Source organism: Pseudarthrobacter sp. H2, from assembly GCF_050157045.1.
Classification (GTDB): domain Bacteria; phylum Actinomycetota; class Actinomycetes; order Actinomycetales; family Micrococcaceae; genus Arthrobacter.
This window is the reverse complement of the sequence record NZ_CP189594.1, coordinates 1,245,308-1,263,181: the sequence shown is the minus strand read 5'-3', so window position 1 is coordinate 1,263,181 and position 17,874 is coordinate 1,245,308. Positions and strand designations below refer to the sequence as shown.

The 17,874-nt window shown below is 68.1% G+C and carries 12 protein-coding genes; 3 read left to right on the top strand and 9 right to left on the bottom strand.

Annotated features, from left to right (window positions below):
* Positions 1-41: 41 nt before the first annotated feature.
* The gene (gene smc, locus ACQCSZ_RS05850) at positions 42-3,653 is read right to left on the bottom strand and encodes a chromosome segregation protein SMC (protein WP_427007123.1); all 3,612 of its coding nucleotides are present in this window, start codon (positions 3,651-3,653) and stop codon (positions 42-44) included.
* A 366-nt stretch (positions 3,654-4,019) separates the two neighbouring features.
* On the opposite strand from smc, the gene ACQCSZ_RS05845 reads away from it, so the two are divergent.
* On the top strand, positions 4,020-8,777 hold the full coding sequence (locus tag ACQCSZ_RS05845) for a DUF4082 domain-containing protein (protein WP_427007122.1): 4,758 nt from the start codon (positions 4,020-4,022) through the stop codon (positions 8,775-8,777).
* 526 nt (positions 8,778-9,303) lie between these two features.
* Here ACQCSZ_RS05845 and ACQCSZ_RS05840 read toward each other — a convergent pair.
* From ACQCSZ_RS05840 to coaD, 8 genes are all read right to left on the bottom strand, one after another.
* Complete coding sequence (locus ACQCSZ_RS05840; RefSeq protein WP_427007121.1) at positions 9,304-10,374, bottom strand: TolB family protein; 1,071 nt, start codon at positions 10,372-10,374, stop codon at positions 9,304-9,306.
* A complete protein-coding gene (locus tag ACQCSZ_RS05835; RefSeq protein WP_427007120.1) occupies positions 10,329-11,621 on the bottom strand; it encodes an MFS transporter in 1,293 nt (430 codons plus the stop codon). Before ACQCSZ_RS05835 ends, ACQCSZ_RS05840 begins: the two co-directional genes overlap by 46 nt.
* A gap of 4 nt (positions 11,622-11,625) precedes the next feature.
* A complete protein-coding gene (locus ACQCSZ_RS05830) occupies positions 11,626-12,342 on the bottom strand; it encodes a hypothetical protein (protein ID WP_427007119.1) in 717 nt (238 codons plus the stop codon).
* Positions 12,343-12,543: 201 nt separating this feature from the next.
* Complete coding sequence (gene mutM / locus ACQCSZ_RS05825) at positions 12,544-13,521, bottom strand: bifunctional DNA-formamidopyrimidine glycosylase/DNA-(apurinic or apyrimidinic site) lyase (protein ID WP_427007118.1); 978 nt, start codon at positions 13,519-13,521, stop codon at positions 12,544-12,546.
* Between the two features lie 9 nt (positions 13,522-13,530).
* Positions 13,531-14,301, bottom strand: coding sequence for a ribonuclease III (gene rnc / locus ACQCSZ_RS05820; RefSeq protein ID WP_427007117.1), 771 nt, complete (start codon positions 14,299-14,301; stop codon positions 13,531-13,533).
* Between the two features lie 21 nt (positions 14,302-14,322).
* Complete coding sequence (rpmF, locus tag ACQCSZ_RS05815; protein WP_009356569.1) at positions 14,323-14,526, bottom strand: 50S ribosomal protein L32; 204 nt, start codon at positions 14,524-14,526, stop codon at positions 14,323-14,325.
* Positions 14,527-14,562: 36 nt separating this feature from the next.
* Positions 14,563-15,045, bottom strand: a complete 483-nt coding sequence (locus ACQCSZ_RS05810; protein WP_427007116.1) for a YceD family protein — start codon at positions 15,043-15,045, stop codon at positions 14,563-14,565.
* A gap of 217 nt (positions 15,046-15,262) precedes the next feature.
* Complete coding sequence (gene coaD, locus ACQCSZ_RS05805; protein ID WP_427007115.1) at positions 15,263-15,763, bottom strand: pantetheine-phosphate adenylyltransferase; 501 nt, start codon at positions 15,761-15,763, stop codon at positions 15,263-15,265.
* A 108-nt stretch (positions 15,764-15,871) separates the two neighbouring features.
* Between coaD and ACQCSZ_RS05800 the strand changes: the two genes are divergently transcribed.
* Positions 15,872-17,080, top strand: a complete 1,209-nt coding sequence (locus ACQCSZ_RS05800; RefSeq protein ID WP_427007114.1) for an aminotransferase class I/II-fold pyridoxal phosphate-dependent enzyme — start codon at positions 15,872-15,874, stop codon at positions 17,078-17,080.
* 2 nt (positions 17,081-17,082) lie between these two features.
* The gene (locus tag ACQCSZ_RS05795; RefSeq protein WP_427007113.1) at positions 17,083-17,868 is read left to right on the top strand and encodes a spermidine synthase; all 786 of its coding nucleotides are present in this window, start codon (positions 17,083-17,085) and stop codon (positions 17,866-17,868) included.
* Positions 17,869-17,874: the final 6 nt, after the last annotated feature.

The following is a 17,874-nucleotide window of genomic DNA, read 5'->3' as shown; positions in this document are numbered from 1 at the left end:
TCCCCTAGCTTCTCACAATCGGGAATGACGTTGCGGAACGGTCAGACCGCGGCGCCGAGCCGCTGGCTGATGACGGCGGAGACCCCGTCGCCGCGCATGGTGACGCCGTAGAGGGCGTCGGCAATTTCCATGGTGCGCTTCTGGTGGGTGATGATGATCAGCTGGCTGGATTCGCGCAGCTCCTCGAAGATGGTGAGCAGGCGGCCCAGGTTGGTGTCGTCCAGGGCTGCCTCCACCTCGTCCATGACGTAGAACGGCGACGGCCTGGCCTTGAAGATCGCCACGAGCAGCGCCACCGCGGTCAGCGAGCGTTCCCCGCCGGAGAGCAGGGAAAGCCGCTTGATCTTTTTACCGGCGGGGCGGGCTTCGACCTCGATGCCGGTGGTGAGCAGATCGGAAGGGTCCGTCAGGACCAGCCGGCCTTCGCCGCCCGGGAACAGCGCGGCGAAGACGCGGACGAACTGGGCGGCGGTGTCCGCGAAGGCCTCCGCGAAGACCTGCTGCACGCGCTCGTCGACTTCCTTGATGATGTCCAGCAGGTCCTTGCGGCTGGCCTTGAGATCCTCCAGCTGGGTGCTGAGGAACTGGTGGCGTTCCTCGAGGGCGGCAAATTCCTCCAGGGCCAGCGGATTGACCCGGCCCAGGGCGGCCAGGTCACGTTCGGCCTTCCTGAGCCGTCTTTCCTGCTCGGCGCGGACGAAGGGCTTGCCCTCGACAATCTCCCGGCCGTCCTCGTCGACGGCGGAGCGCAGGGCAGCCCATTTGTCCCCCGGTTCACCGGCCGGCTGCGGCACGGGCCGGTCCGGGCCGTAGTCGGCCACGAGCTGCTCGGCGGCCAGCCCCAGCTCCTCGACGCTGCGCTGCTCCAGGGCTTCGATCTTGAGCCGCTGCTGCGTGCGGGCCAGCTCGTCGCGGTGCACCGAGTCCGTCAGTTCCGCCAGTTCGCGGGCACCGGCGTCGTTGCCGGTGCGGACCACGGCCAGTTCGCGGTCAAGCTGTTCCCGGCGCTCCTCCAGGCTGTCCCGCTCCCGGCGGGCGAGCTCCACGGAGACGTCGATGAACCCGATGACCTGCTCCACGGCAGCCGAGACGGCGGCGGCCCGCCTGGCCTGGAGCCCGCGTCGGCGTGCCCGCTCGGCGGCTTCCCCGCGGGCGCGGCGTTCGGTGGCGGCGGCCCGTTCGAGCGAGGACGCCCGGTTGCGGGTGGCGGTGAGCTGCTCCTCGGCGCTGCGCAGCGCGAGGCGGGCCTCCATCTCGGCGGAGCGGGCCACCGTGGCCGCCAGTGCGAGGGCGTCGCGGTGCTCCGGGGAAGGCTCCTGCCCGGTGGGCGCTTCCTGGGCGGCGGCGAGGCGCGCCGCGACGGCTTCGAGGGATCCCTGCTCGCTGAGGATGTTGGCTTCGGCCTTGGCGAGGGACGCGGCGAGGCGGTCGCTTTCGCCGACGGCGCTGCGCAGCACCGAATTGAGGTGCCCGAGCCGTTCGCCCACGGCCGCCAGCCGGGCGTCCGAATCGTGGAGCTTGTCCAGGGCGGCGTCCGCACGGTCCTGGGCCTCGGCGCGGCGGGCCTGCGCCGCGGACAGGGCGAAGCGGTTGCGCTCCAGCGCGGCCGTGACGGTGGCCAGCCGCGCCGAGGCGTCGTCGACGGCGGCCTGGACTTCGAGCAGCGACGGCGCCCCGGCGGAGCCGCCGCTGACCGTCAGCGCGGTGAACACGTCCCCGGCCCGGGTGACGGCCGTGAGTTCGGGCCGCGCGGCAACCAGGCGCTCCGCTGCGTCCGGATCGTCGACGACGGCGGTGCCCGCCAGGAGCCGTGCCGGCAACCCGGCCGGCAGGCCGGACACCGGCGCGGCGGGGCCGGTGGGGGTGACCAGTCCCGCGGCCCAGCGCGCCCCGCCCGGCAGCCCGCCCTGAGGAGCAGGTTTTCCCTGCGCCGGGAGGCAGGCGTCGGCCAGGAGCAGCGAGGCGCGGCCGGCGTCGTCGTCCCTCAACAGCCGCACGGCAGCGGCCGCGGCGGCCCCGTCCCGCACCACGACGGCGTCGGAGCAGGCGCCGAGGGCCGCGGCGATGGCGGTCTCGAAGCCGGTCTCCACGGTGATCATCGATGCCAGCGGCCCGAGCACCCCGGACAGCCCGGAACCGAGCACATGGCCGGAGCCGTCCTTCCGGTTCAGCCCGAGCTGGAGGGCGTCGCGGCGGGCCAGAAGGGCGCCGCGTTCCCGCTCGCCCTCGCGCCCGGCCGCTTTCAGCGCGTCGATTTCGGCCAGGATGGCGTCCAGGGCGGCGCTGGCGTCCTCATACTCGGCGTCGAGGGTTTCCTCGCCGTCCTCGGCGCCGGCCACCTGGGATTCCAGCGCCGTGAACTCGCTGTGGGCGAGCCGACGGCGTTCCTCCCCTGCCTTCTGCGAGTCGCGGAGCCGCCCGAGTTCGGCCTGGGCCGACTCCACCCGGGACCGGGCAGCGCCGGCCTGGCCGGCCAGCCTGGCGAGGCCTTCCCGCCGGTCCGCGGCGGCGCGGAGCAGCGCGGTGAGCCGCCTGTCCTCGGCGGCGGCAGCCTCTTCGGCGTCCTGTTTGGCTGCCGTCGCGGCGTCCAGGGCATGGCTCCGGTCCAGGACCTGGCGTTCCAGTGACGCCTGTTCCTCCCGGACGCGGGCAGCCTGCGCCTCAAGCCGGGCAGGATCCCGGCCCGGGTCCGGAACCGCATCCGCCGCGCCGAGGAGCCGGCGGCGTTCCCCGGCGAGGGACCCGAGGGACCGCAGCCGCTCCCGCACGGCGGAGAGCCGGTACCAGTTGTCCTGCGCGGCCTTCAGCCTCGGCGTGGCCCCGGCCGCGAGCTGCTCCAGGCCGGCCTGCCGCCGGCGGCCGCGCTCAAGGTCCTGCTCGACGGCGGCGCGGCGCGCCTGGAGCGCGGTCTCGTCCGCGACGTCCCGGGCCAGCACGGACTGCAGCCGGACGAGGTCGTCGGCCAGGAGCCGGGAGCGTGCGTCGCGCACCTCGGACTGGACGCCCTGGGCCCGGCGGGCGGCTTCGGCCTGTTTGCCCAGCGGCGCCAGCTGGCGCCGGATTTCCGCGGTAAGGTCGCTGAGCCGGGCGAGGTTTGCCTGCATCGCCTCGAGTTTGCGGACGGTCTTTTCCTTGCGGCGGCGGTGCTTGAGGATGCCGGCGGCTTCTTCGATGAAGCCGCGCCGGTCCTCGGGGGTCGCGTGCAGGATCTTGTCGAGCTGCCCCTGGCCGACGATCACGTGCATCTCCCGGCCCAGGCCCGAGTCGGAAAGCAGCTCCTGGATGTCCAGCAGCCGGCAGCCGGCACCGTTGATGGCGTATTCCGAGCCGCCGGTGCGGAACAGGGTGCGGGAGATGGTGACTTCGCTGTACTCGATGGGGAGGGCGCCGTCGCTGTTGTCGATGGTCAGCGAGACGTGGGCGCGGCCCAGCGGCGGCCGGCCGGAGGTTCCCGCGAAGATGACGTCTTCCATCTTTCCGCCGCGGAGTGTCTTGGCGCCCTGCTCGCCCATGACCCACGCCAGGGCGTCCACCACATTGGACTTGCCCGAGCCGTTGGGACCGACCACGGCGGTGACGCCTGGTTCGAATTCGAAGGTCGTCGCCGATGCGAACGACTTGAATCCCCGGACAGTCAGACTCTTCAGGTGCAAGGTGTTTCGGTTCTCTTTCCATGGCGGCAGCGGCTGCTTCCTGCCCTAAATCTACCGCCATCGCGCGGAATTCAGCGGATCTAAGCTTTTCCCAAGAAAATTTCTTCGCCGTTTCCGCGGCGAGCCCTAAGCTCGCGGCTAAGAGTTGCTTGACGCTGCTCGGGCCGGCGGCCTCGTGCCGGGCCGGGCAGCAGAATCCGGTTGAGGCTGGGTTTTGGCACTGGTGCAGTAGGGGACGTCTGGCTCGCAACTCCGTCTTCAGGACAACTGAATATCTCGTAGCTGCCCCCCCCGGGGGCAGCCCTGAGGGCGGTGTGCTCATGCGCCGACCCGATACCGCAACAGCGCACTCACTCAGGAGCTCATATGTCCGCAGCCTCAGCCGATCGCACGCTGAAAGCCCTCAGACGAGTCATCGTTCCACTTGTGTGCGCTCTGGTGGCAGCGCTGCTGCCTGTTGCCGTGCCCGCGGCTCTCCTGCCCAAGGCCTACGCGGCGGACCCTTGCTCCCCGTTGCTGAACGCGGTGGCGTGTGAAAATTCCAAACCCGGAACCGCGCCGTCGGAATGGGACATATCAGGCGCCGGGGATCCTGACATCCAGGGCTTCTCGACGGAAATCAGCGTCAATCCCGGCCAGCCCATCGACTTCAAGGTGGACACGAACGCGGCCAACTATACAATCGCCATCTACCGGACGGGCTGGTACCAGGGTCTGGGAGCCCGCAAGATTGCCGACGTCACACCGTCCGCCTTCCGGCAATCGCAGCCCCAGTGCCTCACCGACGTCACCACGGAACTCTACGACTGCGGAACGTGGGCCGTGTCGGCAACGTGGCAGGTTCCCTCGACAGCGGTTTCCGGCGTCTACGTTGCGCTGCTGACGCGGCCGGACAATGGTGACCAAAGCCATATCACCTTTATTGTCCGCTCTGACGGCAGCCATTCCGACGTCGTGTTCCAGACTTCCGATACGTCGTGGCAGGCCTACAACACATACGGCGGCTCCGACTTTTACGAAGGCGGAGCGAACGGCCGAGCCTACAAGGTCAGCTACAACCGGCCTGTTGCCACCCGGGGTGGAGTCGACGGCCGGGACTTTTACTTCAGCAACGAATACCCCCTCGTGCGGTTCCTGGAGAAGAACGGGTACGACGTCAGCTACATCAGCGGTGTGGACACCGACCGGAACGGGGCCCAGCTTCTTAACCACAAGGTTTTCCTCTCCGTGGGCCACGACGAGTACTGGTCCGGAGCGCAGCGGGCCAACGTGGAGGCCGCGCGCGATGCCGGCGTGAATCTGCAGTTCCTCTCCGGCAACGAAATGTACTGGCGGACCCGGGTGGAGCCTTCGCCGGTGGACGGCGGCGCCGGACGCACCATCACGACGTACAAAGAGACCTGGGCAAACGGCAAGATCGATCCCAGCACGCAATGGAGCGGCACGTGGCGCGATCCGAGGTACGCGGCGCAGGCCAATGGCGGTGGCCTGCCCGAAAACGGGCTGACCGGAACTATGTACATGTCCAATTTCACGGACCTGCCCATCACAGTCAGCGCCGCCGAGGGAAAATCGCGTCTCTGGCGCAACACGTCCCTGGCGACACTCGCCACAGGAAGCTCGGCGCAGCTGGCACCACACACGGTGGGCTACGAATCCGATGAAGACCTGGACAACGGCTTCAGGCCCGCCGGGCTGATCCGCCTGTCCACCACCACCGGGGCAACGCCCCAGTATCTCCAGGATTTTGGCAACACAGTGAAGCCCGGCACCACCACCCACAACACCACGCTCTATCGTGCTGCCAGCGGGGCTCTGGTTTTCTCCGCCGGCACGGTCCAGTGGACGTGGGGCCTTGATCAGGTGCATGACGGCGCCGGCGCGCCAGCGGACCCGCGGATGCAGCAGGCGCAGATCAACCTGCTCGCAGACATGGGTGCCCAGCCCGCCACCCGCGACACCGCGCTGGCAGCGGCGACGGCCAGCAGCGATAAGACGGCCCCGACCGTGGCGGTATCCTCCCCGGCGGAAGGAGCCACGATTCCCCACGGCACCAGCGTCACGTTGTCTGGAACGGCCAGCGACACCGGCGGCATCGTGGCCGGCGTCGAAGTGTCCACCGACGGCGGCAGCAGCTGGCATCCAGCCCAGGGCAAACAAAATTGGTCCTACACCTATATCCAAAAGGGCCTCGCCACGGCCAGCATCAAGGTGCGCGCCGTGGACGACAGTGCCAACATCGGCGCGCCCTTCACGAGCAACCTCCAGCTCACCGCCCCGTACACGGTCTTCGGCCAGCAGGTTCCCGATGTACCGGATTCCCTTGATGGCGGCGGCTACGAACTCGGCATGACCGTCACGCCCAGCGTGGACGGCTTCATCACCGGAGCGCGCTTCTACAAGAGCACCGCCAATACCGGAACCCACAGCGGTTCGCTGTGGACTTCTGCCGGCCAACGGCTGGCGACAGCCACGTTCACATCGGAAACAGCATCCGGCTGGCAGAAAGTACTGTTCAGCCAGCCGGTTGCGGTCACCGCCGGGCAGAAGTACGTAGTCTCGTACACCGCTCCGAACGGCCACTATGCCAGCAAGAACTACCAGTGGGCCAGTTTCGGCCTGACCGACCCGCCCTTGACCGTGGCAGGCGGATTCGGCAGCCCGCCGGCCGGCGTCTACGCCGGCCCTGGCGCGTTCCCCGAGAGCAGTTTCAGTGACGGGAACTACTTCGTGGATGCCATATTCGACACTGTGGACAACACCCCCCTGACAGCCTCCGGGCAGTGGCCGCTGGACGGCTCGTCCAGCGTCCCGCAGGCCACCACCGTCGGGGCGGTATTCTCCAAGGCCGTCACGGCTTCCAGTGTGCAGCTCACGCTCACAGCCAACGGGACGGCAGTTGCAGGAACCACCGGCTACGACTCCACAACGCGGAAGGTCACCTTCACGCCCGCCGCTGGCCTGCAGCTTGGCACCACCTACACCGCTACGCTTAGCGGCACAGCCGCAAGCGGCGGTTCTTTGACCGCCGGCGGCACATGGTCCTTCACCACAGTCCTCTCGCCGCCGACACCGGGAACCTGCCCCTGCAGCCTCTACGATGACTCCGTGCTCCCGGGCATCCAGGAGGTCCGTGACGGCGTTCCCCTGACGCTTGGAGTCCGCTTCTCCAGCACTACTGACGGCACGGTCACAGGGGTCCGCTTCTACAAGTCCGCCGGCAACACCGGCACGCACACCGGCACTCTGTTCACGGCGTCCGGCCAGCAGCTCGCCACCGTCACCTTCGCCAACGAAAGTACGTCCGGATGGCAGACGGCGTACTTCAATCAGCCCGTGGCCATGACCGCGAACACTGAGTACATCATGGCGTACAAGAGCACCACGGGAGCGTACTCGGCGACGGTGAACGGCTTCGGGCCCGGACTGAGGGTCGGCAACCTGAGAACGGCGTCGGACGCCGGGGCGTACTCCTACACGAATGATTTCCCCGGTGCCCGCTCCGGCGCCAGTTATCTTGTCGACGTGGTTGTCCAGTATCCGGAGCCAGCGTTCGTGGCCGGCGCGCAGACGCCGCTGCCCGGCTCGTCCAGCGTCGCTCCGGACGCCACGGTCTCCGCGACGTTGTCCAAGCCCGCGACGGCGTCAAGCGTGGCGCTGACCTTGACGGGTCCAGGCCCTGTCGATGTCCCCGGTACGGCCGGCTATGACCCCACAACGGGCAGGGTGACCTTCACGCCGTCGGCGCCCCTGACAGCGGCCGCCAGCTACACGGCAACCTTGACCGCCACCTCGACGACGGGGCAGGCGCTCAGCGCGGGCGGTACCTGGACCTTCACCACCGTTCCCCCGCAGCGGACGCCAGGCGCCTGCCCTTGCAGCCTCTACCAGGACACGGTGACGCCTGCCGTCATGGAATTCAACGACGCAGTGCCCCTCACGCTGGGCGTTCGCTTCGCCAGCGACTCACCAGGTCAGATCACCGGCATCCGCTTCTACAAGGCCGCAGGCAATTCGGGTACCCACGGCGGGGCCCTCTACACGGCCGGCGGCCAGCAGCTGGCGGCGGCCACGTTCACAGGGGAATCGTCCGCCGGGTGGCAGACCGCCACCTTCAGCCAGCCCGTGGACATCGCAGCCAACACCGAATATGTGGCCGCCTACCGCTCCCCCACAGGCGTCTATTCGGCAACACCGGGCGGCTTTAGTTCCGGATTCACCAGCGGACCGCTTCGGACGGCATCGGGCTCAGGGGCATACACCTACAACGGCGACTTTCCCTCATCCTCTTCGGGCGCGAGTTATCTCGTGGACGTGGACTTCGTCAAGTCGGTGCCGCCGCTGACCGTGACATCCCAGGTGCCAGCGGCGGATTCCGCGGACTTCCCCCTGACGTCGAAACCGTCGGTTACGTTCTCGGCGCCCATCCAGGCAGGCTTCGCGTTTGGACTGTCAGCCAATGGCGCCGGCGTCGCCGGCACCTCGGCCCTGTCTGCGGACGGACTCACCATTACGTTGTCGCCGTCGCAGCCGCTGCCGGCGGCCACCGTGATGACCGCCAGCGTGAGCAACGTGGTCTCGGTTCAAGGAGCAGCGCTGGCGCCGCTCAGCTGGCAGTTCACAACTTCCAATCCGTCCGGCCCTCAACAGTCAATGTTTGGATCCACGCTCCCCGCTGTGCCGGCCGCGACCGGCGACACGTCATCCATAGAGCTAGGAACAGCCTTCTCAGTGTCGGCGGCGGGCAGCGCCACGGGCATCAGGTTCTACAAGGGCGCAGGTAACAACGGAACGCATGTGGGCTCGCTGTGGAATGCCGCCGGGGAGAAACTTGCCCAGGTGACATTCACTGGCGAGACAGCCACCGGCTGGCAAACAGCCACGCTTTCTGCACCCGTCGCCCTCGCGCCCGGCAATACTTACGTAGTGTCCTACCTTGCCCCCAACGGCAACTATGCGTACACCGGAGCGTTCTTCGCGGAACCCTGGATCAACGGCGCCCTGACGGCGCCGGGGCCGAACAATGGCCTGTACCGGTACGGGGCAGGTGGCCCAATGCCAACGAACTCCTGGAACTCGACCAATTACTTCGTCGATGTCGTCTTCAGCCCTGCTTCACCGTAGTACCTGCTGCAACATGGGACCCGCCGCAACGTCGGACCCGGGAAGCGTGGCACGAACTGCCGCAGGACATGGACATCGTCTTCCATTACAAGGCCGGCCTGCGGACAGACGGACGCCACCGGGCAGATCAGGGCGGATGGGTCGGGTTCATCCGCCCTGATCTGCACCCGCGGCAGAACCCGTCGGATGGGCCGCGGAACGGGCCACGGCACTGACCGGCTACGAGGCCGCCCGCGGGATCGCACCCTCGGCGGAGGCCGGGACCGGACACACCGTCACGGCGACGCAGCTGGCCACCATGCTGGCCTCCCGCAAGGCAGGGCTCAAGGACTTCCAGCTCGTGGACGTGCGCGAGAGCGGGGCATACGAGATTGTGCGGATCGACGGGGCCGTGCTGATCCCGCAGGGCGGACCTGTCGGGCGTGTGGGGGCGCCGACAGGAGTCGTTCCTCGAATGTTTAGCTGTCCTTGCAGCCTCGGGTCTTCCATTGAACGCCACGCCGCCAGGACGCCGTGGAAGTTACCGTCAGCGCACCACCGACGGTGACCAGGCATGCTCGATGTAGATGGAGGAGCGGGATGCCGGATCCGCCTTGATCTGCCAGATATCACTGTCGCCGGCAGCGGCATCGCGGGGAAGTCCGTAGAGCAATGTCTGGTCGTCCAGCCATTCGATCTGGTCATCGACGCTGCGCTGCTCTGACAGCACGGTTTCCTTCCCGCCGGCCAGGTCCAGGACCGCGACATTCCAGTGCGCGGCCAGCGGGCTGCCAATGTTCTTCTTGTACGCGATACGGGTGCCGTCGGGAGAGAGCGACGGGCACTCCACGCCGTCGTGGACTGCGGTGAGGGTGCGGGCCGAAATGCTGCCCTTCACGAGCCAGATGCGCCCTGACGACGCCGCCGTCGCGTAAAACGCATCGCTTTGGCCCGGAACGAACGTCACTCCCCAAATGTTCCGGTCCGCCGCGGCGAGGCGGGTACCGTTCACCAGGAGCGCGAAGTCCTCGAGGTTCCCGGTTCCGCCGCCGCCCTGCACAGACGTGACAGACGTCTCCGTCGAGAAACCCGCCGCACCGTACGAGTGTCCGGACACGAACACCGTCGTGGCCACCAAGGCGCCATCCGCGCTCATCCGGGTGCGGCTGGGAATCCCGGGAACGGCCCAGCTCCCGGTCTGCCGCCAGCCCGGGTCCAGGAGGACCGCTTCAAAGTTGGTCACGAGCCCCCGGCTGGTCCTCAGGCACACGATGTCTTCCATGGTGCCGTACACCCTGTCGCAGGCTACTTCAGTCAGCGCCCGTTCTCCCCCGGGCCGGGACAACGGAACGGTGCCGATCATGCCGTAGCCCTGGCCCGGTGCCGTGTTGCGGAAAAGAACGGAGGCCCTTTCCAGAACCGCGACGCCGGACGCGACCCGTGCTGACGATGCCGCCGTCCTGCTGTCCTCAAAGCGCTGGAACGCAACCGCCGCATAGGCCCCGGCGGCCGCGACGATCAGCACCGTGACCGCCAGCAGGATCCCCCACCGCGGCTTACTCCCGACGCCGATCAAGCTGCCGGTCCCGGCCGCATGCCGCCGCGCAGGATGAACCATGATGCCGCGATGGCCGCTGCCAGGCAGCCGCCCACCACCGCCATCGCGGCAGACGGACCCAGCGCGAACCACAGGACACCAAAACCCGCGGAGGCGGCCATCCTGCTGAGCGCCACAACAGTCTGGGCGGCGCCGAGCCCGGTGGCCAGCTTGTCCGGCGGAGTGAGCTGGCCCGCCAGGGCCGCAAGCACGCCGTCCGTTGCGGCATAGAAGCCCCCCAGCAGAACCAGGCAGGCTACGGTGGGCCCAAGTCCCCCGACGGGCGCCGCGGCAAGCACGTAACAAGCCAGGAGGGCGAGGTGCCCTGCTACAAAAACCTTCGCCTTGCCCCACCGGTCCGCGATACGGCCCAGCGGAACCGCGAGGACCAGGAAGACGGCATTGGTGCCGACGTAGAGCAGTGGGAACCACTGCACGGCAAAGGAGTCCCGGTCCTGCAGGACGAGGTAGATGAAGCCGTCCCCGACGGTCAGCAGGCCCAGCAGCCCGGCGGCGACCAGGAGCCGGCCGATGCCCGGCTCCCGGAGGAGGCTCCAGCGAAAGCCGGATGCCGGCCTGCGGCTGCTCTTCAAGCCGGTCCCGCCCGGCCGTCCGGTCTTCAGATTGGGCACCAAAAGAGCCAGTGCCGCGACACCTATGGCGGCGAAGGCCAGCGAGACCACAAAGACGGTGCCGTAACCGTCCGGGATCAGCATGAGGATGAAGAAGGCCAGCAGCGGGCCGCCCGCGGCGCCGATGGTGTCCAGCATCCGGTGCACGCCAAAATGCCGCGCCAGGAATTCTGGCTGGGCTGAGAGTGTGATCAACGCGTCGCGGGGGGCGGTCCGGATGCCTTTGCCCATCCGGTCTGCCGTCACGACGGCCGTCAGCGCCCAGAATCCGCCGGCGAACAGGAGGCCGATCCGCGCGAGCATGGACAGGCCGTATCCGGCAAGGGCCACCCGTTTGGGGCGCCCGCCCCGGTCGGACGCCCACCCTGCAGCGATCCGGACCACGGCGCTGGCCCCCTGGTTGATGCCGTCGAGGATTCCAAATGCAATGGTGGACAGCCCGAGGAACCCGGTGATGTACAGGGGCAGGATTGCCGACACGGATTCGGACGAAATGTCCGTGAGCATGCTGACGACGCCGAGCGACAGTATCACCGGGGACATGCGGAAAAGTCCCTTGCCGGGTACGTCGGCGGGCGTGGCCGTGGTCTGCAGGTCCTTTTTGCCGCCATTCCGGTCTGAAACGGAAATATACATGCCGCTACTCCCCTGCGGCCGCGTGCAGATTTCCCAACAGCATGAACCGCGTGCTTCCCGTGCCCGTGGTCACGGTGGTGAGAGTCACTGAATCATTGCCCCGGCTGAACCGCAGTGCCCGTTGTCCTTCCGACGCCGGCGTGGGTTCAGACCAGAACTTCAGGGGTCCCAGGATCTGCTGGAAGTGTCCCACGACCGAGTCCTGGCCGGATGCGACAATGGCGTCGGCGGCCACCTGCAGGGCTCCGTCAGCCGAGGCGACGCCTGTCGAGACAACCACCGTTCCATCCGGAAACGGGAGAACGTCCGCTGGGAAACCGGCCACGATTTTGCCTTGCGCTGATGCCGTCGCCGGCAGCGGCCCGTGAATGAGTGCGGGCGGAGGCGACGGCGCCGGCAGCCCGGTGGGGGTCGCGCTGACCGGTGGCAGGACCTCGCGGCCCACGGGTGCGGGAGATGAGCCGTCGGCGGAACCTCCGGTCGCCGTGCCCGCGCCACCACCCGTCGCCGTTCCCGTTCCTGGTCCCGTTCCCGTTGTGCCCGGGGCAGATTCGCCTGCCTTCGCGCTCGCCGGGCCGCCCGGGGTGGCGTCCGGTCCCGGGACGGTGGAACCGGCGGACGGTCCGGGCGGTCCTGCCGCCATCTGGTCCAGCACCACGGCGGTGCCGCCAAGGATCACCGCGAGGCCAACTCCCGCAAGGACGAGCCGCTTGGCTTTCACCGGTGGTTCCCGCCCCGTGTGACGGCATCCGAATTGACCGTATCCAAATTGACGGTGTCCGAATTGACCGTGTCCGAATTGACCGTGATTTCCATTCCCCAGGCTCGCATGGCGACAGTCTGCCATCCGGGAAGACGGTCCGGTAGCGTAGCGCGCTACCTGTTTTTCGCCGCTACCAGCGGCCTACCAGCGGCCGTTGCGCTACCAGCGGCCGTTCCGCGGCCGGGGCTGGCACACGGGGCAGGTATAGGAGGAGCGGTTCATGAACTGCTCGCGCCTCATCCTGCTCACGAGGCCGACGGCGGCGCACCGCTTGCACTCCTGGCCTTCCCGGCCGTAGGCGTTGAGGGAGCGGTCGAAGTAGCCGGAGGCACCGTTGACGTTGACATAGAGCGCATCGAAGCTCGTGCCGCCGGCGGCCAGCGCATCGGTCATGACCTCGCGGGCGGCGTCCAGCACCCGGATCGCCTCACCGCGGCGCAGGGTGTCCGTGGGCCGGGCGTAGTGCAGCCGCGCCTTCCAGAGGGCCTCGTCCGCGTAGATGTTGCCGATCCCCGAGACCAGGCCCTGGTCCAGCAGGGCGCGCTTGAGGCCCGTTTTCCGTGCCCGCAGCCGCCGGTAGAAGTCCTCGAAGGAGAAGTGCGGGTCCAGCGGGTCGCGGGCGATGTGCGAGGCTTCTTCGGCGATCAGCGGCAGCGGCGTTTCGGCGAGTCCGCCGGGTCCGCCGTCGGACGTGGGAACCAGCGCGGTGAGGAACAGCCCGCCGAAAATGCGCTGGTCGACGAACCTGAGCTGTTCCGGCATGCCGGCGGCCGGGCTCAGGCGCAGCCGCACCTTCAGGTGCTTCTCGTCCGGGACGCCGGCCTCCTGCATCAGGAGCTGGCCGGACATGCCCAGGTGCGCCATGAGCGCAACCGCGGGTACGGCGTCGGGCGCGGCGTCAGTGGTAGCCGAGCCGGAACTTTCGGTGGTGTCCGCCAGCGGCAGCCACAGGAACTTGCCGCGGCGGACCACATCCAGGACACGGGCACCCTCAAGACTGCCGGCGAAGTCCTCCGGGCCGAGGGCGTGACGTCGGATGGAGCGCGGGTCCACCACCTCGACGGAGGTGATGGTCCGGCCGCGCACCCAGCTCACGAGGCCGCGCCGGACGACCTCGACCTCGGGCAGTTCAGGCAACGGGAGTCCCTAGCTGCCGGACTGCGGGTCCAGCGGCGCCGGGGCAGCCGCCGATCCGGCAGCCGGATTCCCGGCGGGCGCCGAGGCAGGCTGCGCCGCGCCCGTGCCGGTGAGCCGGCGCCACGCGTCCGCTGCGGCTTCCTGCTCGGCTTCCTTCTTCGAGTTGCCCGAGCCGGCCCCGTAGTCCGTGCCGCCGATGCGCAGGATGGCTTCGAAGGTCCGGGCGTGGTCCGGACCGGAGCCATCCACCGCGTAGTTGATGGTGCCCAGCTGGCGGCTGGCGGCAAGCTCCTGGATGCTGGTCTTCCAGTCGGTTCCGGCGCCGAGCGCGGCGGCGTCCGCCAGCAGCGGCCCGATCAGCCGCATGACCAGCTGGCGGGCCGTCTCGATGTCGTTGGAGATGTAGGTGGCGCCGATCAGCGCCTCCATGGTGTCCGCCAGGATGGACGCCTTGTTCCTGCCTTCGGTGAGCTTCTCGCCCTGTCCGAGGTAGATGTACTCGCCCAGGCCGATGCTGCGGCCGATGCCCGCCAGCGCCCGGGTGCTGACGACGGCGGAGCGCCGCTTGGCCAGGTCCCCTTCGGGCAGGGTGGGGTTGTCACGGTACAGCGCGTCAGTTACGGAGAACCCCAGGATGGAGTCGCCCAGGAACTCGAGCCGTTCGTTGGTGGGGATGCCGCCGTTTTCGTAGGCGTAGGAACGGTGGGTGAGCGCAAGACGAAGCGTCCCGGCGTCAATATTGACACCGAGACGCTTCAAAAGCTCTTCAGTTGAAGACATCTTATTCAGCCTGGTGGCGGATTAGACGTCTGCGACCTTGCGGCCCTTGTACTCAAGGAACAGCGCAGTGCCAGCCGAGTCGGTAACGACCTTTGCCTGGTGCGGCAGGCTGTACGTAACCTGGCCGTTCTCGACAGTCTTCACCAGGTGGGGGGCGGTTGCCTTCCACTGGGAGCGGCGGGCGCGGGTATTCGAGCGAGACATTTTCCGCTTCGGGACAGCCACGGCTAACTCATTTCTCTCTAGTCCAACACTTACAAATCAGTTTTGCCGGTCAGGCTTAGCCAAGTCGGCTAGGGCAGCCCAGCGAGGATCTACGACCTCGTGGTGATGCCCCGGCTCGTCTTCCAGGCGAACTCCACATTCGGAGCAAAGGCCCTGGCAGTCTTCCCGGCACACCGGCTGGAACGGCAGCATGGTTACAACTGCGTCCCGCAACACCGGCTCAAGATCGATTAGATCGTGCTCGATTCGATATTGCTCTTCTTCTTCTTCCTCGTCGGAGAACACAGCGTCCTCGTAGAAGAAAAGTTCTTGCACATCGACCTCTTGGTCGTACGCAAGGGGATCCAGGCATCGTCCGCATTCGCCCGTCACATGGACGGCTACGGTTCCTGATACCAGAATTCCTTCGTGTACGGCCTCCAGCCGCAGGTCCAGCCCGACATCCGAGCCTTCCTGCACGCCGATGAGCGCCACACCAAGTTCACCTGGCGCGGGTACATGTTCCTTCAGCGTCCGCATGCTTCCCGGACTGCGTCCGAGGTCCTTGACGTCGAACGCAAGGGGCGAACTAGCATCTCGTTTAATGAGAACTCCTGTTGAACATATGACCGACGTACTATCTTAGCCTGAACTTCCGGGCCGACTCAAACCGGGCGGCAGGCCCGCGGTTCGCACCGTGAGCAGCTCTCCATCCGGGCCGCGCAACCGGCAGCAGGCCGCCGAGTACCGATCAAGCCTACCCTCTGCGCGGCTCATCCTGGTCCGGCTCGCCGGAGCGGAGGCGTTTCAGCACGGATTTGGGAACAAAGTCCGAGACATCCCCGCCGAGGGTGAACACTTCCTTGATCAGGGTGGAGGACAGGTGCAGGTAGTGGCTTTCCGCGGGCAGGAAGACGGTCTCGACGCCGGTGAGCTGGCGGTTCATGGTGGCCATGGGCAGCTCGTAGTCGAAGTCCGAGGACGAGCGCAGGCCCTTGACGATCGCGGACACGCCGCGCCGGCGGCAATACTCGGCCAGCAGCCCCTCACCTACCGGCTCCACCACGATCCCGCGCAGCGAGGCCAGCGTTTCCGTGGCCATGTCGATCCGCTCCTCGAGGCTGAAGCGGTACTTCTTGGCATAGTTGGTCGAGACCCCCACGATGACCTCGTCAAAGAGGCCCGCGGCCCGGGCAATGACTTCCAGGTGTCCATGGTGGATGGGATCGAAGGAGCCTGGGCATACGGCGCGTCTCATGCTCCGAACCTACCGTATCCGGCGCCGCGGACCGGGATAACATGGCTGGATGCCAGCATCCAGCATTCCCTTCACCCTGGGAGCCAACAACCGGAAAGAGGGGACCCGATGAGCGGCCCGGACCGTTTCCCGTGGCAGCGGGCCGCGACCGGCGCCAACCTGCTGTCCGCCGACGGGACCCTGGGCGTGACCATCTTCGAGGAGATGACCACCCTCGCGCTCAAGACCGGCGCCATCAACCTCGGCCAGGGTTTCCCGGACGAGGACGGCCCGGTGGAGATCAAGGAGGCCGCCGAGGCGGCCATCGCGGCGGGCGCCAACCAGTACGCCCCCGGCAAGGGAATCCTGATGCTGCGGGAGGCGATCTCCGTCCACCAGCAGCGGTTCTACGGGCTGGACCCGGACCCGGAGACCCAGATCATCGTCACGACGGGCGCCACCGAGGCGATCGCGGCCTCGCTGCTGGCACTGGTGGGCCCCGGCGACGAGGTGCTCACCTTCGAGCCGTTCTATGACTCCTACGGCGCCATCATCGGGCTCTCCGGCGCCCGCCATGTCACGGCGCCGCTCCTTGCCCCGGACTTCCTGCCGGATCTGGACGCCCTCGAGGCGGCCTTCAGTGCCCGCACCAAGGTGGTGCTGGTCAACAATCCGCACAACCCCACCGGCGCGGTGTTCCCCGCCGAAGTCCTCCAGCGCGTCGTCGACCTTGCCGCCAGGTACGACGCCGTCATCGTCACCGACGAGGTCTACGAACACCTCACCTTCGGTGCCCGGCACATCCCGGTGGCCACGCTGCCCGGCGCGGCCGAACGCACCCTCACCATCTCCTCCGCCGGCAAGACCTTCTCCTTCACCGGGTGGAAGATCGGCTGGCTCAGCGGCCCGGAACACCTCGTGGCTGCCGCCCGGACGGTCAAGCAGTTCCTGAGCTACAGCTCCGGCACCCCGTTCCAGAGCGCCATCGCCGTGGGCCTTGGCCTGCCGGACGAGTTCTACGCCGGGATCGCCGACACGCTCCGGTATAAGCGCGACATCCTCAGCGAGGGTCTGCGGGCGGCCGGGTTCGATGTCTTCACCCCGCAGGGGACGTACTTCGTCAACGTCGACACCTCCCCGCTCGGGATCACGGATTCGGTGGACCTGGCCCGCCGGCTCCCGGAGCTCGTGGGCGTCGCGGCGATCCCGGTGCCGGTCTTCTGCCATCCGGAAGGCGCCGAGCGCACCCGCAGCCTGCTGCGCTTCGCGTTCTGCAAGCAGACGCACGTCCTGGAGGAAGCCGCCGAGCGGCTCGCGACCCTCCGTGACAGGCTCTGACGGTGGCGGACTCCCCCGCGGCCGCCTCACGCTTCCTCCGGACCACCGGCCAGCACGCCACGATCGAACCCGATCCCTTCACCGACGGCGGCTATGTGCTCAGCATCGGCGGCGCGGAGCAGTCCCACGTCAACCTGGCGGATCCCGGTGACATCTTCTATGAATACCTGCGCCGGATCGGCCACGTGGTGGATCTCGCGGCGCCGTGGGGCGAGCCGATCAGCGCGCTCCACCTCGGGGCGGGCGCACTGACCCTGGCCCGCTACATCCAGGCCACCCGGCCCGGGTCGGTGCAGTACGCCGTGGAGCTGGAGCGGGAGCTGCTGGACTTCGTGCTGGCGCAGATGCCGCTGCCCGCGGGCACCCAGCTGCACACCCTGATCGGCGACGCCCGCGCCGCACTCGCCGAGCTGCCCGCGGAACTCCGCTTCGACGTCGTGATCCTGGACATCTTTTCCGGTCCCGAGGCGCCCGAACACATTGCCTGCACCGGGTTCTACCAGGAGGCCGCGGCCAGGCTGACCGCCCGCGGGGTGCTGATCGTCAACGTCGGCGATGAACCCGGGCTGACCCTGGTCCGGAGCCAGGTGGCCGCCCTGCGCCGGGCCATGGCCGACGTCTCGGCCTTCGCCGAAGCCGGCATGTTCACCGGCCGGTATCCCGGGAACATCATCCTGACCGGGACGCAGGGTCCGTGGCCCGGGATGTGGACCGCGGCGCTCACCGCCCGCGGCCCGCACCCGGCCAGGGTGCTCTCCGGCGTCGAACTGGACGTGATGTCGGAGTAGCCGCCC

Excerpts from the sequence above, each read along its gene's own strand:
- ACQCSZ_RS05845 (WP_427007122.1), top strand. The coding sequence starts at position 4,020 with ATGTCCGCAGCCTCAGCCGATCGCACGCTGAAAGCCCTCAGACGAGTC.
- rnc (WP_427007117.1), bottom strand. The coding sequence starts at position 14,301 with ATGTCTTCAACTGAAGAGCTTTTGAAGCGTCTCGGTGTCAATATTGAC.
- ACQCSZ_RS05810 (WP_427007116.1), bottom strand. The coding sequence starts at position 15,045 with ATGCGGACGCTGAAGGAACATGTACCCGCGCCAGGTGAACTTGGTGTG.
- ACQCSZ_RS05800 (WP_427007114.1), top strand. The coding sequence starts at position 15,872 with ATGAGCGGCCCGGACCGTTTCCCGTGGCAGCGGGCCGCGACCGGCGCC.
- ACQCSZ_RS05835 (WP_427007120.1), bottom strand. The coding sequence starts at position 11,621 with ATGTATATTTCCGTTTCAGACCGGAATGGCGGCAAAAAGGACCTGCAG.
- ACQCSZ_RS05840 (WP_427007121.1), bottom strand. The coding sequence starts at position 10,374 with ATGGTTCATCCTGCGCGGCGGCATGCGGCCGGGACCGGCAGCTTGATC.
- coaD (WP_427007115.1), bottom strand. The coding sequence starts at position 15,763 with ATGAGACGCGCCGTATGCCCAGGCTCCTTCGATCCCATCCACCATGGA.